Annotated in this window: 12 protein-coding genes; 3 read left to right on the forward strand and 9 right to left on the reverse strand. The window is 53.5% G+C overall.

Features of this window, described 5'->3' with window-relative positions; genetic code table 11:
* Positions 1–212: 212 nt before the first annotated feature.
* Positions 213–770, forward strand: coding sequence for a dihydrofolate reductase family protein (locus tag DCC81_RS23420; RefSeq protein WP_108689085.1), 558 nt, complete (start codon positions 213–215; stop codon positions 768–770).
* On the opposite strand, the gene DCC81_RS23425 is transcribed toward DCC81_RS23420, so the two are convergent.
* The 4 genes from DCC81_RS23425 to DCC81_RS23440 form a co-directional block, all read right to left on the reverse strand.
* Positions 755–2,107: an APC family permease gene (locus DCC81_RS23425; protein ID WP_108689086.1), complete on the reverse strand. Its 1,353-nt coding sequence runs from the start codon at positions 2,105–2,107 to the stop codon at positions 755–757. The two genes, DCC81_RS23420 and DCC81_RS23425, sit on opposite strands and share 16 nt — an antisense overlap.
* A 191-nt stretch (positions 2,108–2,298) precedes the next feature.
* Positions 2,299–2,943: an NAD(P)-dependent oxidoreductase gene (locus tag DCC81_RS23430; protein ID WP_108689088.1), complete on the reverse strand. Its 645-nt coding sequence runs from the start codon at positions 2,941–2,943 to the stop codon at positions 2,299–2,301.
* Positions 2,944–3,104: 161 nt separating this feature from the next.
* Positions 3,105–3,983, reverse strand: coding sequence for a glycosyl hydrolase (locus tag DCC81_RS23435; RefSeq protein WP_108689089.1), 879 nt, complete (start codon positions 3,981–3,983; stop codon positions 3,105–3,107).
* A gap of 190 nt (positions 3,984–4,173) precedes the next feature.
* A complete protein-coding gene (locus tag DCC81_RS23440) occupies positions 4,174–4,713 on the reverse strand; it encodes a YciE/YciF ferroxidase family protein (RefSeq protein WP_108689090.1) in 540 nt (179 codons plus the stop codon).
* A gap of 215 nt (positions 4,714–4,928) precedes the next feature.
* On the opposite strand from DCC81_RS23440, the gene DCC81_RS23445 reads away from it, so the two are divergent.
* A complete protein-coding gene (locus DCC81_RS23445; protein ID WP_108689091.1) occupies positions 4,929–5,891 on the forward strand; it encodes a bifunctional helix-turn-helix transcriptional regulator/GNAT family N-acetyltransferase in 963 nt (320 codons plus the stop codon).
* A gap of 43 nt (positions 5,892–5,934) precedes the next feature.
* On the opposite strand, the gene xth is transcribed toward DCC81_RS23445, so the two are convergent.
* From xth to DCC81_RS23470, 5 genes are all read right to left on the reverse strand, one after another.
* A complete protein-coding gene (gene xth / locus DCC81_RS23450; RefSeq protein WP_108689092.1) occupies positions 5,935–6,708 on the reverse strand; it encodes an exodeoxyribonuclease III in 774 nt (257 codons plus the stop codon).
* Positions 6,709–6,900: 192 nt separating this feature from the next.
* Positions 6,901–7,866, reverse strand: coding sequence for a discoidin domain-containing protein (locus DCC81_RS23455; protein ID WP_108689093.1), 966 nt, complete (start codon positions 7,864–7,866; stop codon positions 6,901–6,903).
* A gap of 30 nt (positions 7,867–7,896) precedes the next feature.
* Complete coding sequence (locus DCC81_RS23460) at positions 7,897–9,669, reverse strand: RagB/SusD family nutrient uptake outer membrane protein (RefSeq protein ID WP_108689094.1); 1,773 nt, start codon at positions 9,667–9,669, stop codon at positions 7,897–7,899.
* A gap of 20 nt (positions 9,670–9,689) precedes the next feature.
* On the reverse strand, positions 9,690–13,016 hold the full coding sequence (locus tag DCC81_RS23465; protein ID WP_108689095.1) for a TonB-dependent receptor: 3,327 nt from the start codon (positions 13,014–13,016) through the stop codon (positions 9,690–9,692).
* Between the two features lie 42 nt (positions 13,017–13,058).
* Positions 13,059–14,183 carry a FecR family protein gene (locus tag DCC81_RS23470; RefSeq protein WP_165806715.1) on the reverse strand — a complete coding sequence of 375 codons (1,125 nt, stop codon included), beginning with the start codon at positions 14,181–14,183 and terminating at the stop codon, positions 13,059–13,061.
* Between the two features lie 112 nt (positions 14,184–14,295).
* On the opposite strand from DCC81_RS23470, the gene DCC81_RS23475 reads away from it, so the two are divergent.
* The gene (locus tag DCC81_RS23475; RefSeq protein WP_108689099.1) at positions 14,296–14,883 is read left to right on the forward strand and encodes an RNA polymerase sigma factor; all 588 of its coding nucleotides are present in this window, start codon (positions 14,296–14,298) and stop codon (positions 14,881–14,883) included.
* Positions 14,884–14,887: the final 4 nt, after the last annotated feature.

The raw sequence follows: 14,887 nt of genomic DNA on the forward strand, positions 1-14,887 counted from the left end.
GCGCCTGCTTCATTGCTGCCCCCGCAGCTTTGCAATGCGTAGCACCTGGTTGAAGGGCTGCCCTGCATGAAGAGAATACGGGGGGTGATAAAGAAGGGTTGCCTGGCCCGGAAAATATTGTCCGGAATCCCCCCTGCAATTGGCAGATCCTCCCTCCGGGCCGCAACCAGTGCGCACTTACATTTGTACTGGTATCCTCAAAACACACACATATGGCTATTTTATCCGCATTCAATTTCATTACGCTCAATGGGTATTTCCAGGGGCCCCAGGCCGGCGATATCAGTTGGCACCACCACGATAGCGATGCGGCGGAGTATTCTGCCAAAGCATCCGGGCAGGAACATATCCTGCTCTTTGGCCATACCACTTACGATATGATGGCCAGCTTCTGGCCCACGGACATGGCTGCCCAGCAGTTTCCCGAAGTGGCCAGGAACATGAACGCCGCGGAAAAAGTAGTGGTATCCCGCACGCTGGATAAGGCAGACTGGGCGCATACAAGGGTGATCAACGATAATGTAGTGGAAAACATCCGGGCGTTGAAACAGGGCAGCAAACCTATCACTATCCTGGGTAGCGGCAGCATCCTTTCGCTGTGTGCGGAGCATGGGCTGCTGGACCAGTTGGTGGTGATGATAGACCCGGTGGCATTAGGAGAAGGATTTCCCATTTTCAAAGGCGTATCAAAGCCACTGAAGATGGAACTGAAAGAAAGCAGGGTGTTTGACCGGAGTGGTATAGTATTATTGACCTACAAGGTCTTTTGAGCCAGGCTGCGTTGGTAGTATTGCTTTGCTACATACACTACCACGCCCGATGCGGTGGCAACGAGCCCTGCTTCCATGAACTGCACGCCGGTGCTATAAAAGATAGCGATCCAGATGGCAATGGCCAGGATAACGGGCAAGGGGAACAAGGGCATGTGCCATTTGAAAAAATTACGTCCCTTGCGGCGGTGCAGCATTAACAGCCCCACGCCCTGGGCAATGAACTGTACCAGGATGCGCATGGCCAGGATGGCCGTGATCACATCCTTCATCTTGAACAACATGCTGAAGATAAAACCGAGCGCCCCCAGGAACAGCAGGGACACATGCGGGAAGTGTTTGGTAGGATGCACCCGGGCAAAGACTTTGAAGAAGGCGCCATCTTTTGCCGCCGCATAAGGCACGCGGCTGTAACCCAATGTGGCGGAGAACACGGACGCAAAGGCCACCCAAAGGATCAGCACTGTTACAATGATACCGGCCGTGGTGCCCAGCAGGTATTCGGTAAATTCACTCACTACATAATCGCTGGCCTGTATCCTGCCCAGCGGCAATACGGAAGCCACGCTTACATTCATGCAAAAATAAAGCAGTGCAATAATGCCAATGGAAATGAACATGCTGCGTGGAATATTCACTTCCGGTTTTTTGATCTCACTACCCAGGTGGCACACATTGTAATAACCCAGATAACAATAGATCGTCTTTACACTGGCATATCCCAGCGCGCCGGCAAATGCTTTGTTCACCACCAGGTTATCATTCATATGGCGGATGGGCTCCAGGAAGTTGCCATGCGCCACGCCACAGCCAATCACCCAGGCCATGGTGCCCAATACGCCTATCCACATGGCTACGCTGATCTTACCAATGGTTTCTATCTTACGGTAAAGCAGGATCACCACCAGGATCACCACGCTGCCGCTAATGAGGCGCTGCACCAGACCGGCCGTGAAAGGCGTCATTTTAGGCAAGAGGTAAGCGGCATACTGGGAAAAGCCAATGGCAGCAGAGGCCATGACCAGCGGCGCCAGGATGAGGACCTGCCAGGTAAAAAGAAAACTCATCAACTTACCGCCCTTTTCACCAAAACCGGCTTTCAGGAAGTTGTAGCTGCCCCCTGCTTCGGGAAAGGTGGCGCCCAGCTCACTCCAGATCATGGCATCTACAAAACTCAGGAAAGCCCCGGCCAGCCAGGCATACAGGAACCAGGGGCCCTGCATCACGGCTGCTACCCCGTTGAGCACTACAAAGGGCCCGATGCCCACCATCTCCGTAGAATTAATAGCCGTTGCCTGCAGCAGGGTAATGCGCCGCGCTAGTGTGTCCTGACTCATAATTCCGGTAAAAATAAGGCTCTTGGCGGAGAATTAACACTGTTAGGTCTGCCGGGCAGCAGGTGCTGTGCTATCTTTTAGGATATTACCTGCTGCAAGTGGTGTTTGCGAAGGGGTGACACAAAAATATAAATCGTGCTATCGGTTATAAAAATTAGGGGAAGATCATGCGTGATGATCTTCCCCGTTTGTTATAATGTGGATCTGCTACTCACAAATGGCGCTTGCCGCAAATAGCGGTTGTGCTGTAACGCGGTGACCATGAAGCGGGCTATATCGCCTGCCATGACCTGCTGCGCGGTGCAATCACGCAGCTCCACCAGCAGGTTTCCGCTGCCTTCTTCAAAATGAATGAAAGGTACCCGCAGCATTGTCCATGCCAGATTGCTTGCCTGCAACAACTCAAAAGATCGCTGCCGGTCTGCATGTGCGTCGGGGAAGTGCAGGTGCATCCACGCCGTAGCCTGTTGTGCCGCAGGACCTTTATGATCCCCGGGGGCGTCTACATTTACACCTGCCAGCACTATGTAACGGCTGATGGAAGCCTGCTGCATAGCTTCCAGTAAATGCGCCGTGACCTGTAATGCCACCAACGGCTCATCTTTCCGCTGGCCGATGGTACTGAGCACTGCGTTGCATCCCTGTAGTAAGTGCGTTATGCAAAGGAAATCGAGGGCGTCACCGGGTACAATTTCCAGTGCGGGATGGGCGTAATCGAACAGCTCCGGGTGGCGCACTAACGCGCGTACGTGGTAACCGGATGTCAATAAATGATGGAGTAGAAAGCGGCCGGTTCTGCCGGCTCCGCCTAAAAGGGCTATGGTAGTGGGTTGCATGCTTGTAAATATTGAAATAACCAAAACAGCCACCAGGTACTGGCAGCGTTATCACCGGCGGGCACCGGGCGTATTAATATTTACAAATCTCTTTTAATGTGCTGAAAATAGTAATAAAACCGGAAATACAAGCCGCTGCTTTCATCGCAGCGGCTTGCTGCTTATTTGCCAGCGTTATTATTCGGCTTGTAGTCCGCATACCATTTTCCCAGGTCTGTGAGCTGGCCGTTAGCGCTTACCAATGCAGACGACCAAAGCCTTGCGCTGGCAGGATCGCCGGAGAACCAGGCATAGCGCTGCACGTAGGGGGCGGCTTCCAGCTGGGGCAAGAGGCGTTGCATGAAAGAGAGCACCGTGGCGGGTGTGTAGGGATTGTCTGCCATGGATTTGGCATCGTTGGCGCAGGTGGCAAACTCGGTAACCCAGATGGGCAGCTTGTAGGTATTGTACAGGGTTTGCAGCACCTGCATAAAATTCTGGTCATCTGTGCCCACGTACATGTGCACGCAGATGAAATCAACCCGGCGGCCCTGTGCCTTGGCCTTTTGCATAAATTCTGTGAACCAGTTCACTGTAGGCCAGCTACAGGCGGGGCTTCCCAGGGGCAGGTCCAGGCTCTCCAGTTTGGGCCAGAGGGCCAGGGCCTGGTCTGCCGTCATATTCGCCTGGTCCGGCAGGTCGGGCTCGTTGAAGCCGATCACGTATTTCACCTTGCCTTCCGCCTTGCGGGCTTTTACATAGGCAATGTTATCGTCAGTGACATTGCCACTGCCCCAGAACATGCTTACAAATTCCGTGTGGGAAGGCGCCAGTTCAAAGGGCAGCGTGGTGCCCCAGGTATAGAACCAATGGCTTTTGAGGGTGGTTACATTACCGTACCAGGTGCCGTTGGCAGTGTTGGTGCTGAAGTCTGTACCTTTCTTACCCACGGAATCCATGGTGGTGGGTGGTGGTTTGGTACCGCCATTGGATGGGGAATCTTTTTTGCTGCATGCAAAAAGTACAAGGCTGCAAAGCAGCAGGATAGAGCATTTACGCATAGGTTTATTGGATATGGGATATGATCCAAGATAACACCATTCACCGTAAAAACAAAAGAGGGTTGTCTCAAAACTTAGAGACAACCCTCTTTTGTTCGGGAAACCTGGTGGAGCAACTTTCCGTTTAGGCAATTCTCAGGGCCTTCATTTTACTGATGAGATTTTCCCTTCGTATAGCCTTGCGTGTAAATTATTCTTCTGCAGCTTCTTCGTTCACAAAAGTTTCTGCAATTTTTGTCAGCGTGTCGTCCGTGCTTTTTTCATTGTCCAGTGTGCGCTGCAGTAATTGCTGCACATCAGTGCGGCCCAGGTGCTGTGCAAAGGTGCGGAGGGTGCCGTAAGTGCCTATTTCGTAGTGCTCTACTTTTTGTGCGGCCAGGATAAGGCCGGCGTCTCGCACCATGGAGCCGGGTTCCGTGTCCTCCATGATGGTGGTGGCTTCTGCCAGCAGGCCTTCCATGGCTTCGCATTTTTTAGCGCTGGTCTTTTCGCCCAGGGCTTCAAATACCTGCTCCAGGGTGGTCACGTGTGTTTTGGTTTCTTCCGTGTGTTTGCGGAAGGCTTCTTTCAATTGTTTGCTGGTAGCTGCCTTTTCCATTTTGGGCAGGGCTTTTACCAGGTGTTGTTCGGCCCAGTAGATATCTTTCAGCTCGTCTACCAGGAAGTTGTGCAGTTCTGAATCTGCCTGCTGATTGCGTGTGCGCGGTGCACTTGCTGTTTTTGTTGCCATAACATATCTTTTTTGAGGGTGAAGGTTTAGGGAAGTAGTGCAACAACGGGGCCACGGGCTTTACCTGGCAAGGGTTGTAGCTGAGTATGTAGCATTGTTTCCTGAAGCTGGTGCAAGGACTGCTCATCCGTAAGCGCTGGCATCAAATTTTTGTTGGTGGATTTTCCGGGAATGTTTAATATTGCGTAATCACTTACGTAATTAATTATAGTGTTATGGAGTTTTTTGATGAAGTAGGTAAAATGGCAATTGGCAGCCGGCTACGGATGCTTACAGAGACCATTACAGCAGACGCACAGCAGATCTATGCACTGCATAAAATAGACTTACAGCCCAAGTGGTTCCCGGTGTTTTATGTATTGAGCAGCGGGAAGCAGAAGACCATTACCGGCATTGCCAAAGAGATAGGCCACTCCCACCCTTCTGTGAGCAATATCATCCAGGAAATGGTGAAGAAAGGACTGGTAAAGGAAAAGAAAGACCCTGCGGATGGGCGCCGCACGCTGGTGAGCCTTTCGCCTAAAGGGAAGGCGTACACGGAGCGCATCAAAGACCAGTACCTTGATGTAAATGCTGCTATTGAAGAAATATCCGACCAGGCTAATCACGACCTGTGGAAGGCCATTGGAGAATGGGAGTTCCTGTTGAAACAAAAGTCGCTCCTGGAGCGGGTAAAGGCCCACCAAAAGCTGCGGGAAAGCCGGCAGGTGCGCATTGTACCGTATGAAAAGCAATATGCCACTGCATTCCGGGAACTAAATGAAGCATGGATCGCTAAATATTTTACGATAGAGCCTATGGACCGTGCCATGCTGGAAAATGCGGAGGCCAATATCCTGGGCAATGGGGGCTACATTTTCGTGGCGTTGTACAAAGGGGAAGTAGCCGGCGTATGCGCCCTGGTAAAGATGGACGACCCGGTGTATAAATATGAACTGGCCAAGATGGCCGTGTCTCCCGTGTTCCAGGGCAAGAATATTGGGTATTTGTTAGGGAAAGCGGTGCTGGACCAGGCGAAGGCGCTGGGAGCCCAACAGGTGTACCTGGAGAGCAACACTATGCTAAAACCCGCTATCAGCCTGTATCATAAGTTGGGCTTTGAGAAGGTTACGGGGCATGAAACGCCTTATGCGCGGTGTAATATACAGATGGCGGTGAGGTTAGGTTGTGAGCAGTAATTCATTTTCGGTCAACAGCATTCAGGTACAGGTTTCGCTGGTCTCAATCTTTGACCTCTATCCACACCGGCGCATGGTCACTGCTTTTCTCCCATCCCCGCACGTGTTTGTCTACGCCGGCTTTCAGCAGGCGTTTATCCACTTCGGGGCTTAGCAGGAAATGATCAATCCGCAGGCCTGCATTGCGGCCGTAGGCATCGCGGAAGTAATCCCAAAAGGTGTAGATCGTTTCATCGGGATGCAGCTTGCGGATGGCGTCCGTCCAGCCCTGGTCCACCAGGGTTTTAAACGCAGCGCGGGTTTCCGGGCGGAAGAGCGCATCATCTACCCAGCGTTCCGGTTTGTATACATCTTTTTCCGTGGGCATCACATTATAATCACCGGTAAGCACCACGGGTGAGCCCAGTGCCAGTAAGGTTTTGGCGTGCTGCTGCAGGCGCTGGAACCAGGCCAGTTTATAATCAAACTTGGGACCAGGCGCCGGGTTGCCGTTGGGCAGGTAAAGGCCACCTATAATGATGCCGCCTACATTGGCTTCAATGTACCGGCTGTGCGTGTCTTCATCATCGCCGGGCAGGGCGCGGCGTATTTCTTCAATAGGGGCGCTGCGTGAGAGGATAGCCACCCCGTTCCAGCTTTTCTGGCCATGCCAGATAGCCTTGTAACCCGCAGCGGCAATGGCGGCTTCGGGGATCTTTTCCTGGGGCGCTTTCAGCTCCTGCAGGCATACCACATCTGGTTTTGTTTCTTCCAGCCAGCGCAGGAGCACCGGCAGGCGGCTGTTGATGCCGTTCACATTGTAGGTGGCTATTCTCATCGTGTTGCATTTGGGGCCATGGCCCGGTCCGGGCCAAAAATGGCACAATTGTATCATATAAGCAATAAAAAAGCGGGTAATTCCGGCTGTGCGCGTATAAAAAAGGCCCGTCCCGGCCGAACCAGAACGGGCTTTCCCTATCCAATAATCAACTGCCTGTCCACGACAGGTTACAGCGCACAAGTACTTATACTAAAATGCATTGAGCTCTGCCAGGTGTGTGTACGTGGCGTTATAGCTGGTATTGATCGTTACTTTGAAATAACGGGCATCCCTAAACGAAGACAGGAACTGTGGTTGCAGGTCTTTGTTATTGGCCAGGGTAAAGGAGCCGCCGGAGGTCCAGGTCACATTATCCAGGCTGGTTTCCACTGTTACGTTCTGGGGCTTGCCCGAATTGTCCGACTGGCGGGGCAGGAAGGAAAGGCCATGCAGGGTCTTCACTTCTCCCATGTCAATGGTGATGTAATGCGGAGGCCCCGGCTGGCCGCCGGCCCACTGGGTGTGCCAGTAGGTATTGGGATCGCCATCCAGGCAAAAGATGGCCCGCCCGTTGTTGGGCCCTTCCCCGCTGGCCTCCTGGGATGAGAAGCTTATCACATTCCAGTGGCTGCGATCATAATCCGTATAGTCGGCCAGGTTAGGCTGGGCCCTTACCTTGAAGAAGGCGGTTTGCAGTTTGTCATTGATCTTTGCATTGGCACTTTCGATGCGCACGGCCAGCATAAAATCTTTGAGAATATCCATGGCTCCTTCCCCACCGGTCTTTACGGAAATGTATAAAGGGCCAGTGCTGGAGGCGCCGTGGGGTATCACTGCGGAGGTGGCGCCCAGCACATAGGTCTTTTCCGGCAGTACCGGGTAGCTGGTGCCGTTAGCCTGGTTAAAGCTGTCTACCAGGGCGTTATCCACGGAGAAGTTTACGACAATATCCTGGGTGGGTGCTTCCGCTCCACCATAGTTGGCAGAGTACACCATGGTTTGTGCGGTATCGGAGATCTTTAAACTATAGACAGCGGGGCTGGTGTAGGCCTGTGCCATGTAGATCTGTGTGTAGCTGGATACCGGCTGGTCGGGAAGGTCGTAATGATCTTTGCAACCGGCGCAAAGGGAAGCCAGCAGCGCTATCCAGGGCATGCATTTTTTATATCGTTGCATAACGGGTTCGTTTTGATCAAATAAAGAAGATTACCAGTTTGGGTTTTGTACCAGCAGTTTGCTGCGGTCCATATCATACTGGCTGATGGGCCACCAATAGTTGTTGGAGCGGAACAAATGCGTGGAGGCTACCTGGCGCCTGTAAAAGTCGTTGCCATCCTTGTTGATGTTCATGCCATGCATATCGCCCATCACGTTGGGCGCTATTTTCCAGCGGCGTATATCAAACCAGCGGTGGCTTTCAAAGGCCAGTTCTATGCGGCGTTCCGCATGGATCTTGTCCCGCATTTCCGCTTGTGTGCCGGGTACAGGCAGTGCATTGGTGCCGCTGCCGTATTGGGGAATACCGGCACGCTCGCGGATCATGTTCAGGTAGCGGGCAATGTCCGCATTACCGGGATCATATTCGTTGAGGGCTTCTGCATAGTTGAGATAGATCTCGCCCAGCCGGAAGATGATCTCCGGGCGGTCCTGCTTCTGCCCTGTACCACCCGCGCCGGCATTGGTTTGTGTGCCAACGTTCTTACGGATGAGGTAACCGGTGCGGCTCCAGTCTGTAGGATGGCCACCTTTGCCATTGGGCCCGCCATAGAAGAAACTTACCGGTGCCGCCGCCTTCATATTGCCCCCATAGAAAATGGAATTGTTAAACGTAATGTCTGTATAGAAGCGGGGCTCCCGGTTCATATACATGTTATAAAAAGTAGTGCCCAGTGTATCTGTGAAACCTTTTTCTACATACAGCGGTGATGCTGAAATGGACTTGCCATCTTTCATAAAATACGCATCCACCTGCTCCTGCGTGGCGGCTACACCGCACCAGCCACCCGCCTGGCGGGGCATGGCATTTACATCCCAGGCCACCAGGTTATTGCTTTTCCGTACAAAGATCTGCTCACTGTTCCACGCCACGAAGAAAATGCCCTGGAGTGATTTACTCACATCCCCACCGGGGTCTTTGTACAGGTGGTACAGGTTCAGGTCTATCACGGCTTTGGCCGCATCGGCTGCCTTCTTCCATTTCTCTTTGTCCACCGCCTGGCTGATCAGGGGCTTACCATCTTTATTTACAAAAGTGGCCTGCTCTGTGTTACCGTTATATAGCGGGCTGGCGGCATACAACAACAGCCTGGATTTAATGGCCAGTGCGCAGCCTTTGGTCATGCGGCCCCCTTCCACGTCGCTGGGCTGGCCTCCGCTGGAAGGCACCAAGGGCAGTGCTGCTGCAGACTGGTCCAGTTGGTCTGCCACATAGTTCACGCAATCATCATACGCAGTGCGGGGTAGTTGCATGTCATCCGCCGGCGCATCGGGTGCTACGGGATCATCGCCCACCAGCACCACGGGGCCATACTGGCGCATGAGCAGGAAATAAAAATAGGCGCGCAGGCAGCGGGCTTCCGCCTTGTACTGGTCTATGAGCTGCTGGCCGTTCAGTGCGCGGATCTCATCGTTTTCATCAATGTGCGCCATGAAGTAGGTGGCGGAACGGATACCGGCGTAGTAATAACCCCAGCTGTCAAAGGGCGGCCCGGTGGGACTGATGTTGCCAATATTCACATCATAGATCGGGTACTTGGACCAGGTAATGTCTGCTTCATCCGCGTTGCCCACCCAGGGGTTGGTGTTCCACTGGTCGCCGTCATCGTTGATGTAGCTGTATACGTTGGCCAGGTATTGTTCGGAAGTAGCTTTCTTTTTAAATACCTGGTCTATGGTCAGGCGGTCATTGGGCACCTGGTCCAGGTATTTGCTGCAACTGCAAAGCAGCAGGCAGCAACAGAGTATGAATACATGTTTCATGGATCAATAGCGTTAAAGGCTTAACGGAAAGAGAGTTTCATGCCGGCGTTATAGGTTTTTACCAGCGGGTATTGGGCGCCACGGCCATCACCCAGTTCCACATCCCACAGTTTAAAGCCGCTGAAAGTAGCCAGGTTGTTGCCTATGAAATAAAGGTTGATGGCGCTCAGCCCGGCCTTTTTGAGCCAGGGACGGTTGGTGAAATTGTAGCCAAACTGGAGGGTCTGTAAGCGCAGGAAGGCCCCGTTCTTCACCCACCAGGAACTACCTGCATAGTTCATATTATCATTGCCATAGGTGAGGCGCGGATACAGCGGGTGCGGATCGTGGTTCTCCGGGGTCCACCGGTCTGTGATCTGGGCCAGCAGGTTGCCTCTTTCGCCGCCCTGGCTGAAGGGCTGCAGGCCATCGCCATTCAGGGAAATGTCTACGTTGCTGATGCCTTTGAACCACGCGGCTACAAACCAGCCTTTCCAGGAGACCGTAGGCCCAAAGCCATACACGATCTCCGGGATGCTGCCATAGCCAATGGGGCCCTGGTCGTAGGAGTCAATCTTGCCGTCGCCGTTGAAGTCTTTGTACTTGATATCGCCGGGCATGTTGGTGCCGGACTGGTAAGGGCTGCTTAGTATTTCATCCTTGGATTGGAAAAGGCCCAGTGCCGTATAGCCGAAACGCTGGCCCATCTTGCGTCCTATGCGTTGTTGCCAGGGGTAGGGCCAGGGTGCATTGGCGTCATTGATCACCATGGCACGGTTCCAGGTGAAGTTGCCGCGGAAGCCTACCTGGAAATCGCCCCAGCGGTCGTTCAGCTCCAGGGTAGCGTCTATGCCGCGGTTGTGAACGGCGCCCAGGTTGGCATAAGGCAAACTACGTATACCCGTGTACGTTGGTACGTCGCCCCGCTGGCGGAAAATGCCGCTGCGCTGTTCATTGAACGCATCTACGGTAAGGGAGAGCTTGTCTTTGAGGGTTTTGATCTCCAGGCCCAGGTTGGATTTCTTTGCTTTTTCCCAGGTTACGGACACGGCGTAGTCACCAATATCCATACCGGTGCCGATATTATGATCAGTGCCATTGGCCCCGTAATCATAACCACCATTGCCATTGCCCACTGTAGCAATGTAGGCAAAGCGGCGGCCCCCGATGTTGGAATTGCCCACCAGGCCATAAGAGAAGCGCAGTTTCAGGAAAGAGATCTTATCCTCCATGCCTTTGAAGAAGGCTTCGTTAGACACCACCCAGCCTGCACCGAATGAAGGGAAGAAACCGAAGCGGTGATCTGGCGCAAAGGTCTCTGAGCCATTGTAACCAAAGTTTGCTTCCGCGAGGTAAGTGTCATTCCAGTCGTAAGTAAGCCTGCCTGCCAGGCCCATGTAACGGTAAGGGATAGAGCCGATGAAGTCATCGGAAAAAGCATCTTCCTTATCAGACTTATTGAAGAGCACCAGGCCACTCACATCGTGTTTGTGAAAGCTGCGCTTGTAGTTGATGGCTGCTTCTGTGTAGTACTGGCGGGTGCCGCCATTGCTACGGCTGTAGCCCAGGAAGTCCGTGCCCACGGAGGTTTTATCCAGCAGGAGGTTGCCCAGGCTATCGCGGCCGGTGGCCAGGTAGCCATCTACTGTTTTGGTGCGGCTGATGGTGTGGGAGTTGTAGTTGTCAAACGAGAACATGCCTGTAATGGACAGGCCGGGCACCCAGAAGCCCAGGTCCTGTGTTACCCGGATATTGCTCCACAACTGGCTCCTGAACTCCGTTACATAGCCGCTTTGGGTCAGCAGGTTGTAGGGATTGAAGATGTCACCCGTGCGAAGCTGGGAGTGCAAGCCATTGGAATAAATAGCCGGTATTACCACGGGCGGCAGCAGGTAAGCCGCGCCCCAGATGGCATCCACGCTGTTGCCGGGAAAGTTGCCGTTGCTGATCCAGCCGGAGGCGCCAAAATCCACCCTGGTGGTTTTGGTCACTTTCAGGTTCAGGTTGGACGTAAAATTATAGCGGGTGAATTTGATAGCGGAATTGTATTGCGCCAGCTGGTCTGTTTTGTACATCCCTGTTTCATCATAGTAGCCCACACTCAGGTAGTACTGCGCGTTTTCGCTGCCCCCGTTTGCGTTCACGCGGGCGCGGCGGTTCTGGCCGTATTTGTTGAACAATACCTTGAACCAGTCTACATTCGGGTACAGGTCGGGATCTTCGCCACTGGCGGTTTTGGCAATGCGGTCGTCGCTGTATTTGGGCAGTGGATCATTGGGATTGCTGTTGTGATAGGCTTCATTAGCCATTTTCATATAGGTGATACCGTCGGCAAACCTGGGAACGCGTGTGAATTGGGTAAGCCCCTGGTCGTATTGTGCATTGATGAGGGGGCGTCCTATTTTACCGGTTTTGGTCTGGATGAGGATCACACCATTAGCCCCGCGCACCCCATACACGGCGGTGGCCGATGCGTCTTTCAGGATGCTGAAGCTGGAAATGTCCTCGGGATCTACGTTGGCAAAGTCACGCTCCACCCCGTCCACCAGTACCAATGGGCTGGCGCTGGTAAAGGTAGAGATGCCGCGGATGTAGATCTCCGCATTGTCGTACCCCGGCTGGCCACTGCGCTGCACGCCGATGATGCCGGCCACACGGCCGGCAATGGCATTGGTCAGGTTAGCCTGCGGTAACTTCAGGTCTTCTGCCCGCACGGTACTTTGGGCGCCGATGAGGGTTACGCGTTTTTGCTGGCCATAGCCCACTACCACTACGTCTGCCAGGTCGGCTGTTTTCTCTCTCATTACCACCTGCATGTTGTCGCTTACGGCCACGGTTTGCGGCAGGTAACCGATGATGGAAAACTGGAGGGAATCGTTGCGCGAGGGCAGGTTGATGGTGAAGGCGCCATCCGCTTTGGTCATTGCATTGGCTGCGGCATATTTGCTGCGGATGGTAACGCCGGGCAGGCCCTGGCCTTTACTGTCGCGCACACTGCCACTGACGGTAATGCGCTGCTGGGGCGAGGGTTCTTTCCGGTGGATGATCACGGAATTATCCAGGATGTTATACGACAGTGGCTCATTTCGGAAACACTGTTCCAGCACGGTTTTCAACGGTTGATTGCTAACGCTGAGGGTCACCGGGCTGGCATTGGCGAGCAATTCATTTTCATAGATAAAGGACACGCCGCTTTGTGCCTGTATTTTGCGGAATACGTTTTCCAGGGCCATGTCCTTCACGTTGAGTGAAATATTTTGCGCCGGTAGGGCAACGGGAATAAGGGCCAGGAAAAGGGCGATACAGAAGGCCCGGACACACGGGCCTCCCGTCCGGTCGTGGCGACCGGTACGTGGAATGCAGTTCATGCTTGTTACAGTTTAATCGTGGTTCTTTTGGTTGATCTGTTTTTACAAAACAGTGATTACAATGTGCTGCTGTGTCAATTCATAACGGAGGGCGCCGGTGAGTTCCAGGCGTTTGAGCGCATCTTCAATGTGCGTGTAATGATCGATTCTTCCTGTAAAACGTCGGTTAAAGTTGCCGGTACCATGCACCAGCTCAATGCCGTACCAGTGTTGCATATCAGCGAGTACATCGCCCAACCTTTCATTGTCGAAGGCAAATTGCCCATGCATCCATGCAGTGACTACTTCCGTATCAGCGGGACGGGTGGTGAAATGGGCCCCGTCGAAGTAGGCCTGCTGTCCAGGATGCAACACCAGGGTGCGTTCCGGCATTACAACGTGTACGGCTCCGGTGAGCAAAGTGGAGCGGGTGCCACGGGGATCAAAGGCCTTGATGTTAAAGCTGGTACCGAGCGCCTGTATGGCCTGTTCCTGCACGTGCACGGTGAAGGGACGGGTGGCGCTGGCATTTACTTCAAAGAAGGCTTCTCCCTGCAGGTACACGTCGCGTTGGTCTTGCCCGAAGTACACCGGGAAACGCAGGGTGGAACCGGCGTTGAGATGTACCCGCGAGCCATCGGTCAGGGTGAGGGCAAAGGATTCTCCGTGTGGCGTACTGATGCTGTTGGTATCCGGCTTTACAGCGGTTGCATCCTGCGTGTAGGTGAGTTGTCCTTTTGCCTGTAACTGGGCAGAGGTGCCGGACGATTGGGCTACTACGCCCTTGCCGGCATCGCTGAGCGAAATTTTCCTGCCGTTGGCCAGCGTGAGCCAGACCTTTTCAGCGGGTGGTGAAGTACGGGCTACCGCGGGTGCCCCACTTCTGTTTGTATTCACATGACTATGCCAAAAGTAATAAGCGGAAACGCCAATTCCAAGTGCGATGCAGGCCGCCACGGCGCGTGCCCACCGCATGCGGCGCAGGCCCCCTGGTTTGCGGGCCATGGACACCTGCAGGCGCTGGGCTATTTCCAGGCCGGTGATGGTGTGGGCCAGCGGATCGCCCCGCCAGTGCTGGTCTTCCAGTTGCATCTCGTCCTGGTAGGCATGCAGTTCGGCAATGCCTTCCGCATCCAGCGTTCCATCCAGGAACTGCCGGTAGCGGGCCAGGAATTCTTCTTCGGTCATTGGATCTCCTTTGTAGTAAAGTATCAAAAAAATTGCCCCACACACATACAGGCAGGAAATTTTTTTCATTATTTTTCCGGCGTTATCAATTCCGCGTTTTCAAACCAGCATCATGTTCTACGATGAATTAACGGATGCGCAATTGTGGAATGCCGTACGCGCCGGTGACCAGCAGGCGTTTAACCGGCTGTTTGACCGGTACTGGACAGGGGTCTACAAGACTGCATATAAATACCTGAAGGATAAGCCAACGAGCCAGGAGATTGTTCACGATATTTTTCTAAGCCTGTGGAGCCGGAGGCAAACGCTTGAGATCACATCCTTCCCGGCCTTCCTGCTCACGGCTACGCGCTTCCAGGTATACAGCCGCAAAAGGGCGCCCCGTATCGTGCTGGCAGGCGATGAATCGGCGGTGCAGGACGTAGCGGGTGCCGGCGAGGCAGACCTGCGCATCCGCGAAAGTGAACTGCATGCACAGCTGCAACAACTCCTGCAGCAACTGCCCCAGCGCTGCCGGGAGATCTTTAACATGAGCCGCTTCCAATACCTGTCTAACGATGAAATAGCCCGGCAGCTGGGCATTTCCAAGCGTACCGTGGAAAACCAGCTCACCACGGCGCTGGCACATTTGCGCACGAATTTGAAAGATATTTCCGGGGTGCTTATTATTGCAATGTTTATTACCCATTTTTCCAAGTAACTGA

The sequence above is a fragment of the Chitinophaga parva genome (genome assembly GCF_003071345.1).
Lineage (GTDB): Bacteria > Bacteroidota > Bacteroidia > Chitinophagales > Chitinophagaceae > Chitinophaga > Chitinophaga parva.